14 protein-coding genes are annotated in these 14,504 nt (G+C 64.9%); 10 read left to right on the top strand and 4 right to left on the bottom strand.

Annotated features, from left to right (window positions below):
- The first annotated feature begins 37 nt into the window (after positions 1 to 37).
- The 6 genes from NRY95_21925 to NRY95_21900 all read left to right on the top strand — a co-directional run bounded on the left by NRY95_21925 (position 38) and on the right by NRY95_21900 (position 5,395).
- Positions 38 to 457 carry a hypothetical protein gene (locus NRY95_21925; protein ID UYC16299.1) on the top strand — a complete coding sequence of 140 codons (420 nt, stop codon included), beginning with the start codon at positions 38 to 40 and terminating at the stop codon, positions 455 to 457.
- Between the two features lie 53 nt (positions 458 to 510).
- The gene (locus tag NRY95_21920; protein UYC16298.1) at positions 511 to 945 is read left to right on the top strand and encodes a rhodanese-like domain-containing protein; all 435 of its coding nucleotides are present in this window, start codon (positions 511 to 513) and stop codon (positions 943 to 945) included.
- An 88-nt stretch (positions 946 to 1,033) separates the two neighbouring features.
- Complete coding sequence (gene secB, locus NRY95_21915; protein ID UYC16297.1) at positions 1,034 to 1,552, top strand: protein-export chaperone SecB; 519 nt, start codon at positions 1,034 to 1,036, stop codon at positions 1,550 to 1,552.
- An 18-nt stretch (positions 1,553 to 1,570) separates the two neighbouring features.
- Positions 1,571 to 2,596, top strand: coding sequence for an NAD(P)-dependent glycerol-3-phosphate dehydrogenase (locus NRY95_21910; protein ID UYC16296.1), 1,026 nt, complete (start codon positions 1,571 to 1,573; stop codon positions 2,594 to 2,596).
- 228 nt (positions 2,597 to 2,824) lie between these two features.
- On the top strand, positions 2,825 to 3,013 hold the full coding sequence (locus NRY95_21905; GenBank protein ID UYC16295.1) for a hypothetical protein: 189 nt from the start codon (positions 2,825 to 2,827) through the stop codon (positions 3,011 to 3,013).
- A gap of 600 nt (positions 3,014 to 3,613) precedes the next feature.
- Positions 3,614 to 5,395 (top strand): hypothetical protein, encoded by a 1,782-nt coding sequence (locus tag NRY95_21900; protein UYC16294.1) that lies wholly within the window; start codon positions 3,614 to 3,616, stop codon positions 5,393 to 5,395.
- A 795-nt stretch (positions 5,396 to 6,190) separates the two neighbouring features.
- On the opposite strand, the gene NRY95_21895 is transcribed toward NRY95_21900, so the two are convergent.
- The 4 genes from NRY95_21895 to NRY95_21880 form a co-directional block, all read right to left on the bottom strand.
- Positions 6,191 to 6,763 (bottom strand): Ax21 family protein, encoded by a 573-nt coding sequence (locus NRY95_21895; protein ID UYC16293.1) that lies wholly within the window; start codon positions 6,761 to 6,763, stop codon positions 6,191 to 6,193.
- Between the two features lie 366 nt (positions 6,764 to 7,129).
- Positions 7,130 to 7,609 (bottom strand): tRNA (cytidine(34)-2'-O)-methyltransferase, encoded by a 480-nt coding sequence (locus NRY95_21890; GenBank protein ID UYC16292.1) that lies wholly within the window; start codon positions 7,607 to 7,609, stop codon positions 7,130 to 7,132.
- Between the two features lie 52 nt (positions 7,610 to 7,661).
- On the bottom strand, positions 7,662 to 8,138 hold the full coding sequence (locus tag NRY95_21885; GenBank protein UYC16291.1) for a hypothetical protein: 477 nt from the start codon (positions 8,136 to 8,138) through the stop codon (positions 7,662 to 7,664).
- 52 nt (positions 8,139 to 8,190) lie between these two features.
- Entirely contained in the window at positions 8,191 to 8,322 is a 132-nt protein-coding gene (locus NRY95_21880) for a hypothetical protein (GenBank protein UYC16290.1), read from the bottom strand.
- Between the two features lie 225 nt (positions 8,323 to 8,547).
- On the opposite strand from NRY95_21880, the gene NRY95_21875 reads away from it, so the two are divergent.
- From NRY95_21875 to NRY95_21860, 4 genes are all read left to right on the top strand, one after another.
- Positions 8,548 to 11,415, top strand: a complete 2,868-nt coding sequence (locus NRY95_21875; protein ID UYC16289.1) for an insulinase family protein — start codon at positions 8,548 to 8,550, stop codon at positions 11,413 to 11,415.
- Positions 11,416 to 11,903: 488 nt separating this feature from the next.
- Positions 11,904 to 12,800: a VOC family protein gene (locus NRY95_21870; GenBank protein UYC16288.1), complete on the top strand. Its 897-nt coding sequence runs from the start codon at positions 11,904 to 11,906 to the stop codon at positions 12,798 to 12,800.
- Positions 12,801 to 12,868: 68 nt separating this feature from the next.
- Complete coding sequence (locus NRY95_21865; GenBank protein ID UYC16287.1) at positions 12,869 to 13,708, top strand: alpha/beta fold hydrolase; 840 nt, start codon at positions 12,869 to 12,871, stop codon at positions 13,706 to 13,708.
- Positions 13,709 to 13,784: 76 nt separating this feature from the next.
- Positions 13,785 to 14,504, top strand: a complete 720-nt coding sequence (locus tag NRY95_21860; GenBank protein ID UYC16286.1) for a fumarylacetoacetate hydrolase family protein — start codon at positions 13,785 to 13,787, stop codon at positions 14,502 to 14,504.

Below are 14,504 nucleotides of genomic sequence, written 5' to 3'. Positions count from 1 at the left end.
GATGCGCGCACCGCTCGCGCCTACCCGGAAACCCGCCATGCCCTCGACGTTCCGCGCCCTGGCGCTGCTGCTGGTGCTGGGTTTGTCCGGCACCGCGCTGGCCGGCAGCCGCAACCAGCAGAACAAGCTCGACGACCTGCAGACCGCGTACGGCGCGGCGATCCGCTGGAGCGAGTTCGAGTCGGCCTGGGAAGCGGTGGATCCGGCCTACCGGCAGGCGCATCCGCTGACCGATCTGGAGCTGGAGCGCTACCGCCAGGTGCAGGTGTCCTCCTACAAGGTCGGGCGGGTCGGCGCCTTGGACGGCGACGTGGTGCGCGACATCGAGCTGGGCGTGATCAACCGCAATACCCAGGCCGAGCGCATCGTGCGCTACCGCGAGCGCTGGCGCTGGGACGCGCAGGCCAAGACCTGGTGGCTGCTGGACGGCCTGCCGGACTTGTGGAACGGCCAGTAGCGCCGCCGGCCAGCTGTGCGACAATCGGCGCCCGCTTCCAGCCCCCTATTCCTGTGAACTTCGAAGAACTGCTGGCCTTCGCCGGCCGCAACCCGATGCTGGCCCTGGCCCTGGTCGGCCTGACCATCGCCCTGATCGTCACCGAGATCGCGCGCCTGTTCCGCGGCTTCAAGACCCTGCGCCCGGCCGAACTGACCCTGCTGATCAACGCCGGCAACGCGGTGCTGGTCGACCTGTCGGCCGCGGCCGACTTCGAGAAGGGCCATATCGCCGGCAGCCGCAACGCCACGCCGAGCCAGTTCGGCCCCGAGCACAAGCTGGTGGCCAACGCCAAGGCCTCGCCGGTGGTGCTGGTGTGCCGCACCGGCAACACCGCCGACGCCGCCGCCAAGCAGCTGAAGAAGGCCGGCTTCGAGCAGGTCTACGTGCTCGACGGCGGCATCGCCGCCTGGCAGCAGGCCGATCTGCCGCTGGTCAAGGGCCGCTGATCGCGCATCCCGGCCCGGCGCCGAGCGCCGCGGCCGGCATGTGATAATCCCGAATCTTTCTGTTACCTGAATCCACCGGAGTCAAGACATGTCCGACGTCACCAACAACGGCGCCACGGCGCCGGCCGAAGCCGCAGCCGGCCCCGCTTTCACCATCGAGAAGATCTACGTCAAGGACGTGTCCTTCGAGTCCCCGAATTCGCCGGCGGTGTTCAACGACAACGTGCAGCCGGAGTTGCAGCTCAACCTCAACCAGCGCGTGCAGCGCCTGAACGAGCAGGCCTTCGAAGTGGTGCTCGCGGTGACCCTGACCTGCACCGCCGCCGGCAAGACCGCGTACGTGGCCGAAGTGCAGCAGGCCGGCGTGTTCGGCCTGGTCGGCCTGGACCCGCAGGCGGTGGACGTGCTGCTCGGCACGCAGTGCCCGAACATCCTGTTCCCGTACGTGCGTTCGCTGGTCAGCGACCTGATCCAGGCCGGCGGCTTCCCGCCGTTCTTCCTGCAGCCGATCAACTTCGAAGCGCTGTACGCCGAAACCCTGCGCCAGCGCGCGCAGCAGGGCGAGAGCCAGTCGCTGGCCGACTCGGAGCCGGCCGGCAACGCCTGAGCGCGTCCGCCGTTGCGCATGCGCGATAACCCCGCGAAGAAGATCGCCGTCCTCGGCGCCGGTTCCTGGGGCACCGCCCTGGCCGCGCTCGTCGCCCGGCACGGTTTCCCGACCGTGCTGTGGGGGCGCGACGCCGTCGTCGCCGAGGCGATTCAACAGCGCCACGAGAACCCGCGCTACCTGCCGCAGATCCCGCTGCCGGCGACCCTGCAGGCTACCACCGACCTGGCGGCGGCCGTGCACGGCGCCGACTGGATCCTGGTGGTGGTGCCGTCGCACGCGTTCACCGAGACCCTGCGCCAGCTGGCGCCGCTGCGCCCGCCGCAGGCCGGCGTGGCCTGGGCGACCAAGGGTTTCGAGCCCGGCTCCGGGCGCTTCCTGCACGAGGTGGCGCAGCAGATCCTGGGCGAGGACGTGCCGCTGGCGGTGGTGACCGGGCCGTCGTTCGCCAAGGAAGTGGCGCTGGACCTGCCGACCGCGGTGACCGTGCACGGCGATGCGGCGTTCGCGCAGCAGGTCGCCGACGCGATGCACGGCCCCACCTTCCGCGCCTACACCGGCGACGACATGGTCGGTGCCGAGCTGGGCGGGGCGATGAAGAACGTGCTGGCGGTGGCCACCGGCGTGGCAGACGGCATGGAGCTGGGCCTGAACGCCCGTGCCGGCCTGATCACCCGCGGGCTCAACGAGATGCTGCGGCTGGCCGCGGCGATCGGCGGCAAGCCGGAAACGCTGATGGGCCTGGCCGGACTCGGCGACCTGGTGCTGACCTGCACCGGCGACCTGTCGCGCAACCGGCGCCTGGGCCTGGCCCTGGGCCGCGGGCAGACCCTGCCCGACGCGGTTCGCGCGATCGGCCAGGTGGTCGAGTCGGTGCAGACCGCCGACGAGGTGATGCGCCAGGCCGAACGCCATGGCATCGATCTGCCGATCTCCAACGCGGTGCGCGCGGTGCTGCACGGCGAGCTGACCCCGGCGGTGGGCCTGCAGCAGTTGCTGGCCCGCGAGCAGAAGCCGGAGTATCCGACCACGCTGTTCAGCTGATCGGCGCGTTGGTGGCGCGGAAGACCCGGCTGCGGCCGGGTTTTTCGTGTCCCGTGCCCGACCGTGGCGTAGGCCGCGCAACAAATAAAGGCATAAAGGCTCATCGCGGAATCGTACGGGCGGGTATGTTCGGCGAGTTGATGTAGCCTCGGTCCTTGAAAACAAGCACTTTGCCGAGAGGTATGGGGGCCATGCATCCTGTACTGACTTGAGGATGTGGATTCAGGCATGAAATCGGGCCGCAGCCTGCGTGATTTGTTCTCTTTCCCCGGCTTCGTGGGGCTGGCCACGCTCACGGGCTTGTTCGGCGATCCGAAGGTTCGGATCGTGAGCTTGCGGCGCCGTAAAAACGGCAGTGTGCTCCAACTGCGGCCGTCGTTGTCGCAGCCGTTACGATCAGCGCCTGTGACGCGCTGATCGTAACGGCTGGTTCTTGCACGTGGAGTTCGAGCGCTGGCGGCTCCAGTGTCCTGGGTGTGGCGGCGTGCGCGTAGAGCGGTTGGACTGGCTGTCCAAGAACCCGCGCTACACCGAGCGCTTCGCCATGCACGGGGGCCATCTGTGCCGAAGCATGACCAACTAGGCAGTAGCCGAGTTTGAGCGCCTTCACAACAAGGACCGGGTCATCCTGCGCAGCGCCTATGGCTACCGCGATGAGGAATATCTCAAGCTCAAGATCAGCGCTAGCTTCCTGCCGCCGCTACCCGAAAACGCCAGATTGCATCCATACTGATCCGCGAAGACCCTGGTTTAATGGAAAGGACTCTCCCTATCATGCCTAAACGCATCCAAGACACCACAGCCGAAGTTCTGTGCCGCGAAGCAGATGGCACCACGGACAGCCGATACGCCGCCGTGACTCGTCCTTGTAAAACAACATCCCCTGCTACGCGATTGCACCTCTGAGTCAAAAAATGGGAGGTTGCAGGTAAAACTGAACATAAAGCTATATCGGAGGACGTAAAGATAGTATCTCATTCACCGTTTCACCCCGATATCATGGCGAAGGAGTTTTCAATGTTTAAATGGCAAGGAATCAATGGGACATCCATATCGGTGTTTGTGCTTTTCATTTCATTTTTTATAATGAGTTTTGCCAAGGCACAACAGCCAATTTCAACAATGCCCGTATCAGGGCCAGGTAACTGCAATAGCGTTGCCTTTCACCAGTTGCCGACCAATAGGAGTTATTTCCTCGGCAGGCGTATTATAAACACAACTTCGGATCCTTGCTCGGGTACAAATATGACGCTGTCATTATTCCAGATGGATTGGAATACGCACACGCTTAGTTATGTAAGGGATATAATCTCACTGCCGATGACATTGCCATATCAAAGTGGCGTTGTACAATCAGCCTATGATCCTACTGTTGTTTCTTACAATGGAGCTTTGTGGGTCGCTTTTGAATGTGCGGGTTCGGGGACAGCTCTGGCGGGAGTCGCGGCTTGTATCGCACCAATTTCTTCCACCGATTACAGTGTAGATACTGCCCGCGTAGTTGCAGCTGTAGTGGGCATAAACTTGTCGTCAACATCAGACGCCTATTCGGCCAGTGTCCCCAAAATTTTTGTGTACGGAAATACCCCGTACCTTTACTGGTCCGTTGTCCATAGTGCATCTGGCCCCAACGGGGTGATTTGGAAAGATATAACTACCAGAGGAGCAATGCTCAAACAGGAGGCATCTGGTCTTGGTCGCCTTTGGGTAAGTGGCTCGACAGGTGCGGCGGCATCTACAATAGATAATATGTTGACGACCGAGGTTTTGGGTGTCGATGCATCTAATCCGTTGTCTAACAATATGGCTGATTCGTATGATGTGAAAGTGATAAATGGCAAAGTGCTTCTCAATGCAGGCATTGGTGGCAAGGGCTGCATTAATGGAGATAGTCCAGCATACGCGTGTTCTCGCTTGGAAATTCGCTCTTCGTCGACACCCCTTGGAACCGACATCTTCAATTCCAGCTTCTTGGTGAATACGCCGCTGCCATTCAACCCTCAGGGATACAGCAAGATCGTTACGGATCCCAGTGGCAATACATTTATAATGGGTCTATATTCTGTTCCGATTACAAATGGTTCTGCTCTACCGTCTACGGCGATCGCATCCGGAATGCAAATGTATCCGGTGGATCTCGCTGCGTTCCAGTTTGGCAGCGTTGACCCCACCCCGCCAGCCTCTCCATTGACCGCAACAAATTACTTCCCCACGAATTTTTCTACGCTTCAGCAATTTTTAATTTCTTGCAATGCTTCAAATCCTATCCCCAATACAAGTGATGGGTCTTGCTTTGCAGCTGTGGGGCGTTACTGTCAAAGTCAGGGTTACGAAGCGGGCGGTATGCTTGAGGAAGTTAATAATGAAAATGCCATGGTGGCATGTGTAAGAAGTGGAAACGCTTCCTACTCGGTAGCTAATATATCGTCAGTGTCAGCATTTCAGTCACGTTGCAGCATGAGCAACCTCATCAGTGATGAATGCGCCACAGGCATGGCCAGATATTGTCAATCCATCGCATACCAAGCTGGTGGTTTCGGTCCATTGGAATATTCCGATACGAGCGTGGCATTGGCGTGCATGAATAACAACGTGGGCGGACTTGTTGCGAGTACATTCCAAGCACTCTCTGCACAACAGCCATCATGTACGGCAACGTCATGGACGTCATCAATGGATTGTTATTCTGCAGTCAACAGGGTCTGTCAAAGTCTTGGCTATATATCCGGATATGGTGTTGTAGCTCATGTTGGAAATGCGGCGACAATTGGCTGTATCCGGAGCACTGCATCAAATTAGTTGGCCATGCAAAATTCACCCAACAGCGCCAGGCAACGCCTGCCAGCAGGCAGGCGTTGCGTTCCATGGCGTGGCGAGCGGGGTTTCCAGCTTGGTGAACCATGCCCACAGCGGTGCAAAAAAGCTTCATTCCCTTGCGCACCACTGCGCGGAGCAGCCATCGGATGTTGTAGCCGGCCGCGCACAGCACTGCGTGCAGCGCATCACCGGTTTGTTCCATCAGCTAGCATCGGTCCATGCCGTTGTCGTGCTTAAGATGCTCCAGGAATCAAATGCGGACCAGGGCATTTTCGGAGGGGGGACGTCGCAGGGCCAACTACTTCAGGCCGTCCTGCGTGAAGGTATAGCCCTTGAAGTGCGGCGAGAGACTGATGTTCTTGGCACCTGCAGGCACGGGTTCGCCAAGTCCTTGGACAACGTGCCCGACCGGAGACGGCGGCCCCGCTACCGTGACACATACGCTCGCGATCGATGCAGACAGTATGGCGGGCATCGGAGCGCTGGATGGCTGCGCAGCGGATGGTCGCCGACGGCCATCCGCGTTTTCCGGTCCCGCCTACCGCACACACGTTGCTCCTCTCGTGCAACATCAGGAATTTGGAAGCGCATTGGATGTCGCCGCACTACGCTCCATCGAAGTGGGAGCGACTGCGGGCCGATGCGTTGTAAGGCTGCAGTGGCACTGACGGGCTGGAGTCATCGTGAAACAAAAAGAAGCCCGGTCCTGGGACCGGGCTTCGAACCGCGCGCAGCGGGAGAGAGAAAGACGCTGCGCGCAGTGCTACGCGGTGCCGCTTACCAGCTGAAACGCGGGCCGACGAACCATTCCTTGTCGCCATCGCGGTTCATCTTCAGGTCCGCGCTCAGGCCCCAGTTCTGGTTGAGCTTGGCCTGGGCGCCGAGGCGGCCGTAGAACTCGCCGTCCGGATTGATGCCGTCCTTCTTGGTGTAGTCCTCGTAGCCACCCAGCGCATACACCTCGAAGTACGGGTTGAACGCGGTACGGATGCCGACTTCGGCGCTGTAACCGTTGAACTTGGTGCCGTATTCCGGGTCGAAGCGGTTGTAGGCCACGCGGGTCACCAGGTCGGTGCTGGTCGAGATCTCGTGGTTGTAGCCGGCGCCGATGCGCCACTGGTCGACGCGCACGTCGCCCAGGTCGGTCTTCTGGCGGTTGAAGTCGCCGAACACGCTGAAGTTCGGGTTGATCGCGTAGGAGCCCTTGACGGCCCAGCCATCCGCGTCGCCGCCGCTGGCGTCGGTCTTGATGTAACCGCCTTCCACGTAATTGTAGGAAAGGCCTTCGGCCGCGGAGGCAGCGAACGGCAGAGCGACCAGGAGGCCGAGAGCGAGCAGAGAAGTCTTCATGATCGGGATATCCTTGTTATTGGTTTGGTCGGCGCTGAGGCGTGGGCCGTTCGCTGCCGATATGTAAATTATCCGTTAGCGACCCGAACTTGCCCTGAATTTAAAACTGACCGGTATATAAATTAGACAGCGTGTTCAGGAACTTCTGGGGTGCAGTTGCTTGACGTGGCCGCGGCGACTGAAATCGCTTCCGGCGCGGTGCCGGAACGCCGGTCTGCGGCGTCCGGTCTGTCGCTACTGGCTATAAAGAAGGAGTGCCTGCGCCGATCGCCTCGGCGTGGATTCGGTCTTTCCGCGTCCGCGCGCCCGACGCGCAGGGCGGCCCGGGGAGACGCTGTCGCGATCGGCCGGCGCCCTGCCGTGCGTTCAATCCGCGCCGGGGAAGCCCAGCTGCCGCCACGCTTCGAACACCACCACCGCCACGGCGTTGGACAGGTTGAGGCTGCGGTTGTGCGGGCGCATCGGCAGGCGCAGGCGCTGTTCGGGCGGGACCTGCTCCAGCACCTCGGCGGGCAGGCCGCGGGTCTCCGGGCCGAACAGGAACGCATCGCCGTCGGCGAAGGCGGGGGCATCGTAGCGGGTATTGCTGCGGGTACTCAGGGCGAACAGGCGGCGCGGGGCGATGCTCTGCAACGCGGCGTCCAGCGATGCGTGGACCTGCAGGCGTGCGTACTCGTGGTAATCCAGGCCGGCGCGTTTGAGCTGCTTGTCGCCGAGGTCGAAGCCGAGCGGTTCGATCAGGTGCAGCTGCGCGCCGGTATTGGCGCAAAGGCGGATGGCATTGCCCGTGTTGGGCGGTATTTCGGGTTGGAACAGCAGGACGTGCAGCGTGGGCGTGGCGGTCATCGGCGCAGTTTACGCGCCGGCTCCGGCCTGCGCCGGCGAAGCGTGCGCAGGCTCAGCGCGCCAGGCTGGTGGTCAGGTCCTGGCTCAGGTTCTGCAGGCTCGGCTGCAGCTGCAGCATCGCGCTGTCCAGGGCGCCGCTGACCACGCTGCCGATCGCGAACACGCTCCGGGTGTCGGCGCTCGGGCGCACCTGCAGCGTCGCCAGGGTGACCACGCGCTGGCTGCTCGCCTGCTCGGCATCGCGCTGGGCGATCTGCTCGGCGGACGGACGCACCTGCACCGAGGCCAGCGTGGCGATGCGGCTGGACAGCTCGGCATCGCGCTGCGCCAGCTGCTCGGCGGAGGGGCGGACCTGCACCGTGGCCAGGGTGGCGATGCCGCTGTTGCGCTCGTACGTGCGCTGGGCGATCTGCTCGGCGGAGGGACGGACCTGCACGCGATCCAGGGTGGTGATGGTCGGGGCGGCGATCGCCGGCGCGGCGAGCAGGGCGGCGATGGCGAAGGTCAGGGCGAAGGAAGCGGTTTTCATGGCGGGCCTCGTTGGTGTTGTTGATCAGTGGTGTGGTAGTAAGGTATAACACCTAACCAGGGTGCGCAAGAACTTTTTCCGCTTTTTTCTTTTTATTAAGCTCTTGTTCATTATTTGCTTCTCCTGCGTATGCTGTGCAGATGCAGAGCAGGTCCTGTGCCAACTTCAAGGGTTTGTTATTCAAGGGATTTTTCGCGGGCCGAGTGTCCGCAGGCGGACACCCGGTCGCTTGCGTACGTCCGTCTTCGGCGGTTGGCCACCTCGCCGGCAGCGGCGTCGGCGCATCGCGTTCAGGATCGGAGGTGCCGGCAATGGCCAGGAACAGGCCGAAGGCCTGCGCGGGCGCGGGTGCGGCCCGTTACGATCGAGGCCTGGCTGTCCTTCCATTCATTGCCCAAAAGGAACTTGCATGACCGTGTCGATCCGCCCGCGTGGGGCGCTGCTGGCCATCGCCCTGTCCACCGCGCTCGGCGCGCTGAGCTACGCGCCGCCGTCGAGCGCGGCCAGGCCGCCGGCGGCGGCGAAAGTGGACATCGCGTTCGAGCAGTTCACCCTGCCCAACGGCTTGCGCGTGGTGGTGCATACCGATCGCAAGGCGCCGATCGTGGCGGTCAACCTCTGGTATCACGTCGGCGCCAAGGACGAGCCGGCCGGGCGCACCGGTTTCGCGCACCTGTTCGAACACCTGATGTTCCAGGGCAGCGAGAACCACAGCGGCGAATTCTTCGAACCGTTCAAGCAGGTCGGCGCCACCGACCAGAACGGCACCACCAACAGCGACCGCACCAACTATTTCGAGAATGTGCCGACCACTGCGCTGGACATGGCACTGTGGATGGAGTCCGACCGCATGGGCCACCTGCTCGGCGCCATCGACCAGGCCGCGCTCGACGAACAGCGCGGCGTGGTCCAGAACGAGAAGCGGCAGGGCGAGAACCAGCCCTACGGCCAGGCCTGGGACAGGCTGAGCCGCGCGCGGTACCCGAAGGGCCACCCGTACCACCACAGCGTGATCGGCTCGATGAACGACCTCGACGCCGCCTCGCTGGCCGACGTGAAGCAGTGGTTCCGTACCTGGTACGGGCCGAACAACGCGGTGCTGGTGCTGGCCGGCGACATCGACGTGGCCACCGCGAAGGAGAAGGTCGCCCGCTATTTCGGCGATATCCCGGCCGGGCCGAGCATGGCGCAGCCGCAGGTCGACGTGGCCCAGCGCACCCAGTCCACCCGCGAGACGATGACCAACAAGGTGCCGCAGGCGCGCATCTACCGGATCTGGAACGTGGCCCAGACCGGCACCGAGGACATCGACCGCCTGCAGCTGCTGGCGCAGGTGCTGGGCGGGGCCAAGTCGTCGCGGCTGGACCGGCGCCTGGTGCACGAGGACAAGCTGGTCGACCAGATCAGCGCCGGTGCGTGGCCGTCGCAGCTGGGCTCCAGCTTCGGCATCATCGCCACGGTGAAACAGGGCGTGGATCCGGCCAAGGTCGAGGCGGTGATCGACGAGGAACTGCGCAAGCTGCTCGACAAGGGGCCGGACAAGGACGAACTGGTGCGGGCCAAGACCGCGTTCCGCGCCGGCTTCGTGCGCGGCATCGAGCGTATCGGTGGCTCCAACGGCAAGGCCGATGCGCTGGCCGAGTGCACGGTGTTCACCGGCGATCCGGGCTGCTTCCGCACCGCGCTGGCCACGATCGAAGCCACCCGCGCGCGCGATCTGAAGGCGGTGGGCCGCAAATGGCTGGGCAAGGGCGACCACACCCTGGTGGTGGAGCCGGGCGAGCGCGTGGCGCTGGCCGAAGAGCCGGCCGTGCAGCCGGCGCCGCTGAACCCGCCGCCGGTCGATCCCAAGTACCGCGCGCTGCCCAGCGTCGTCGATCGCAGCGCCGGTCCGCCCAAGACCACCCAGTTCCCGCAGCTGACGTTCCCGGCGCTGCAGCGCGCCACGCTGAAGAACGGCACCCGGCTGATCCTGGCCGAGCGCCACGACGTGCCGGTGGTGCAGTTCAGCTATGAATTCCCGGGCGGCTTCAGCGCCGACCAGGGGCGCAAGTCGGGCACCGCCAACTTCACCATGGGCATGCTCGACGAAGGCGCCGGCGCGCGCGACGCGCTGGGTTTCGCCGATGCCGCCGATGCATTGGGCGCCTCGCTGGGCGCCGGCGCTTCGCTGGATGGCAGCAACGCCTACCTGTCGGCCCTGAAGGAGAACCTGGCGCCGTCGCTGGCGCTGTACGCCGACATGCTGCGGCGCCCGCGCTTCGAGCAGAAGGAAATCGAGCGGATCAAGGCGAGCTGGATCGCCGGCATCCGCCAGGAGAAGGCCAAGCCCAACGCGGTGGCGATGCGGGTGCTGCCGCCGCTGCTGTACGGCGCCGGTCATCCGTATGCGATCCCGTTCAGCGGCAGCGGCACCGAGTCGGAGATCGCGGCGCTGCAGCGCGAGGACCTGCTCGGCTTCCAGCGCGACTGGATCCGTCCCGAGCAGGCCACCCTGATCGTGGTCGGCGACACCACCCTGGCCGAGGTGGTGCCGCTGCTGGACGCGCAGTTCGGCGACTGGAAGGGCGAGGGCGTGGCGCCGTCGTTGCCGGCGCTGGCCACGGTGGCGCGCCCGTCCAAGCCGCGGGTGTACCTGATCGACCAGCCCGGCGCGGTGCAGGCCAATCTGTTCGCCGCCGAACTGGTGCCGCCGACCACCGATGCGTCCTCGATCCGCTTCGAAACCGCCAACGGCGTACTCGGCGGCGACTTCACCTCGCGGCTGAACATGAACCTGCGCGAGAACAAGCACTGGTCCTACGGTGCGCGCAGTTCGGCCGCCAGCGCGCTAGGCCAGCGTCCGTGGTCGGCCACCGCGTCGGTGCAGATCGACAAGACCGCGCCGGCGCTGCAGGAGATGCACAAGGAGATCAGCGCCTTCGCCAGCGGCAAGTTGCCGCCGACGGCGGAGGAAGTGGCGCGGATCCGCAACATCCAGACCCTGAGCCTGCCCGGTGCCTACGAGACCGCCAGTTCGGTGCTCGGTGCGATCGGCGGCATCGTGCGCTACGGGCGGCCCGACGACTACGTGTTCAAGCGCAAGGCCGAGATCGAGGCGATGACCCCGGCGCAGGTGGCGCAGGCCGCCGCGACCCTGGACCCGAACGCGCTGACCTGGGTGGTGGTGGGCGACCTGAAGCAGATCGAGCGCCCGGTACGCGCGCTGAAGCTGGGCGAAGTGACGGTGATCGACGCCGACGGCAAGCCGCAGGGTGCGGCCGCCGCGGCACGCTGACGAGGTGTCGGCCGCCGTGCCGACGCCGCCCATGCAGGGCGGCGCGGCGCGGTCTCCCCGGCCGGCCGACGCCGACGGCCGGTAGCGCGCATCCAGGCGGAACCGCGCTTGCCGTGCATCGACCGCGGCCACCACGCGGCACGAAGGTCGAGTCGCCAGCGAGGCGCCCGGGCCTGGACCTGTGCGCGCCAGCGCCGCGCCGATGCCGCGGCTGGACGATGGCCAGCGCAGCCGCACGCCGGCGACGGCAACTTCGATGCGACTGCGATACCGCGGTACGGGTGTCCGCGCCGAGCGATCGCGCGGCGATCTTCGCCGCCCTGCACGCCTTGGCGGCATCTTGCGTCTGCTCCCTTGTCGGCCGGCCGAGGCCGGGCGAATTTCGATCAAGATTAAAGCTGCATCGGCTAAAGACCCCGTTCTGCGCCCGCGGATAGCATGCCGCACCGGTCGAGTGATTCGGCCAAAACGCAATGGGAGGATAGTCGATGCGTGGCATAGATACGCTTGGCTATGTAGGATTTACGACGCGCAACATCGAGGGCTGGAAGACATTCGCGCCGCAGGTGCTTGGACTGCAGGTCGCGCAGGAGCTCGAAGACGGGACGCTGGTATTGCGCGCCGATCAGCATCGGCGGCGCATCGTGCTGCACCCCGGCGATACCGATGCAGTGGCCTATCTGGGCTGGGAATGCCGCAACCCGGAAGACCTGGACAACGTGCGCAAGGCGCTGCGCGCGGCGCATGTGCCGTTCGAGGAAGCGAGCGTCGCCGCGGCGGAGGCCAGCGCGGTCAAGGCGATGATCCGTTTCCGGGACGCGGACGGGTTGTGGATCGAGGCCTACTTCGGGCCGACCCTGATGGTCCACGATCCCTTCGTCTCGCCGGTCGGCGCGCGCCCGTTCGTGATGAGCGAGCAAGGCCTGGGCCATGTGGTGATGGCGACGTCGCGGTACCGCGAGCAGATCGCCTTCTACCAGGACGTGCTGTCGTTCAGGATCACCGACTACCTGGAGATCTCCGGCCTCAATCGCGAGGCGGTGTTCCTGCGCGTCAACCATCGCCATCATTCGCTGGCCTTGATCGACATGCCGCCGGCGCACGGCAACTTCCATCATCTGTTGCTCGAGATGTCCTCGCTGGACGAGGTCGGGTTCGCCTATCAGCGCGCCAAGGCGGCGGGCGCGCATATCGTGATCGATCTCGGCCGCCACGTGAACGACAACATGCTGTCGTTCTATGTGACGACGCCTTCGGGATGGGCGGTGGAGATCGGCTGGGGCGGCATCCAGATCGACGACGAGACCTGGCACGTGACCCACTACCCCACCAACAGCAGTTGGGGCCACACCTTCTCGATGCCGCCGCACGCTGCCGGCGGCTGATGCATCCGCTCCGCGGCATCGCCCGGAGCGCTCCCCCTTCATACCCGCCGAAGAGCAATTCATCCATCATGTCCGCATATACCGAAGAAAACACATCGCGCTTCATCGACGCCGGCGCGATCAAGCTGCGCTATCACGAAGCCGGCGCCGGCGAACATGTCCTGGTGCTGCTGCATGGCGGCGGTCCGGGCGCGTCGGCCTGGAGCAATTACCGAAGCAACATCGGCCACCTGGCCGAGAAGTTCAGGGTGCTGGCGTTCGACGCGCCGCACTACGGCGAATCCGACAAGCCGATGTCGGCCTACCAGGACACCGACTATTACGCCGAGACGATCGGCGAGGCGCTGCACAAGCTGGGCGTTTTCAGCGCCGACTTCGTCGGCAACTCGATGGGAGGCACCATTGCGTTGACGCTGGCATTGACCCGGCCGGCGCTGGTGCGGCGCATGGTGCTGATGGGGCCCGGCGGATCGTCGACCATGTTCACGCCACAGCCCACGGAAGGGGTCAAGTTGCTGGGAAGCTACTACCAGGGCGAAGGCCCGACCCGCGCCAAGCTGGAAGCGGCGATCCGGATCATGGTGCACGACCAGTCGCTGGTGACGCCGGAGTTGCTGGAGCAGCGCTTCGCCGCCTCCACCAAACCCGAGCTGCTGAAGAAGCGCGAATGGAAGGGGCATGCGATGCATGACCTGTGGACGCGGCTCAATGGCCTGCCGCACCCGGCGCTGCTGGTCTACGGCAAGGAAGACCGGGTGATTCCCTGGGACAGCAGCCTGCTGCTGCTGCGTTTGCTGCCGAATGCCAGCCTGCACGTCTTCCCGCAGTGCGGCCACTGGGCGCAGCTGGAGAAGGCGGCGCAGTTCAACGCGCTGGTCACCGACTACGTGACCCAGGCCGATGTCTGAGTCCGCCGCGCTGCAGTCGCCGCCGACGCACGCGGACCTCGCCCGCCGCTTGCGCGATGCCTACCGCGGCGGCGCCGTGCCGCCGTTGCGCGATGGCCTGGCGCCGACCGATGCGGCGGGCGCATACGCCGTGCAGGCGATCAACACGCGTTACTGGACGCAGGGCGGACGCAGGATCGTCGGCCGCAAGGTCGGCCTGACCGCCAGGTCGGTACAGGCCCAGCTGGGCGTGGATCAGCCCGATTTCGGCGTCCTGTTCGACGACATGGCGGTGCCGGACGAGGGGCTGCTTGATCCGGCGCGCTTCATCCAGCCGCGGGCCGAGGCCGAGGTGGCGCTGGTGCTGGCCACCGATCTCGCCAACGCCGCCGCCACCCTCGGCGAGGTCGCGGCGGCATGCGCCTACGCGGTCGCCGCGGTGGAGATCGTCGATAGCCGGATCGCCCAGTGGAAGATCAGCTTTGCCGATACCGTCGCGGACAACGGCTCGTCGGCAGCCTTCGTGCTCGGACGCGAGCGGCGGCCGCTCGAGGGCCTGGACCTGTACAGCTGCGGCATGGTGATGGAATTCGACGGCAAGGTGGTGTCGACCGGGGTCGGCGCGGCTTGCCTGGGGCATCCGCTCGAAGCGGCAGCGTGGCTGGCGCGGACCCTGGCGCAGGCGGGAGAGCCGCTGCGCGCCGGCGATGTGGTGCTGACCGGCGCGCTCGGGCCGATGGTGGATCTGACCGCGGGCAACCGGGTGAACGCGGTGATCGGCGGCCTGGGTGCGGTGTCCTTCCGCTTTGGAGAATGA

Source organism: Xanthomonas campestris pv. phormiicola (assembly GCA_025666215.1).
Classification (GTDB): Bacteria; Pseudomonadota; Gammaproteobacteria; order Xanthomonadales; family Xanthomonadaceae; genus Xanthomonas_A; species Xanthomonas_A campestris_A.
Note: the sequence above shows the minus strand (reverse complement) of the source record. Positions and strands in the feature narration are given on the sequence as shown.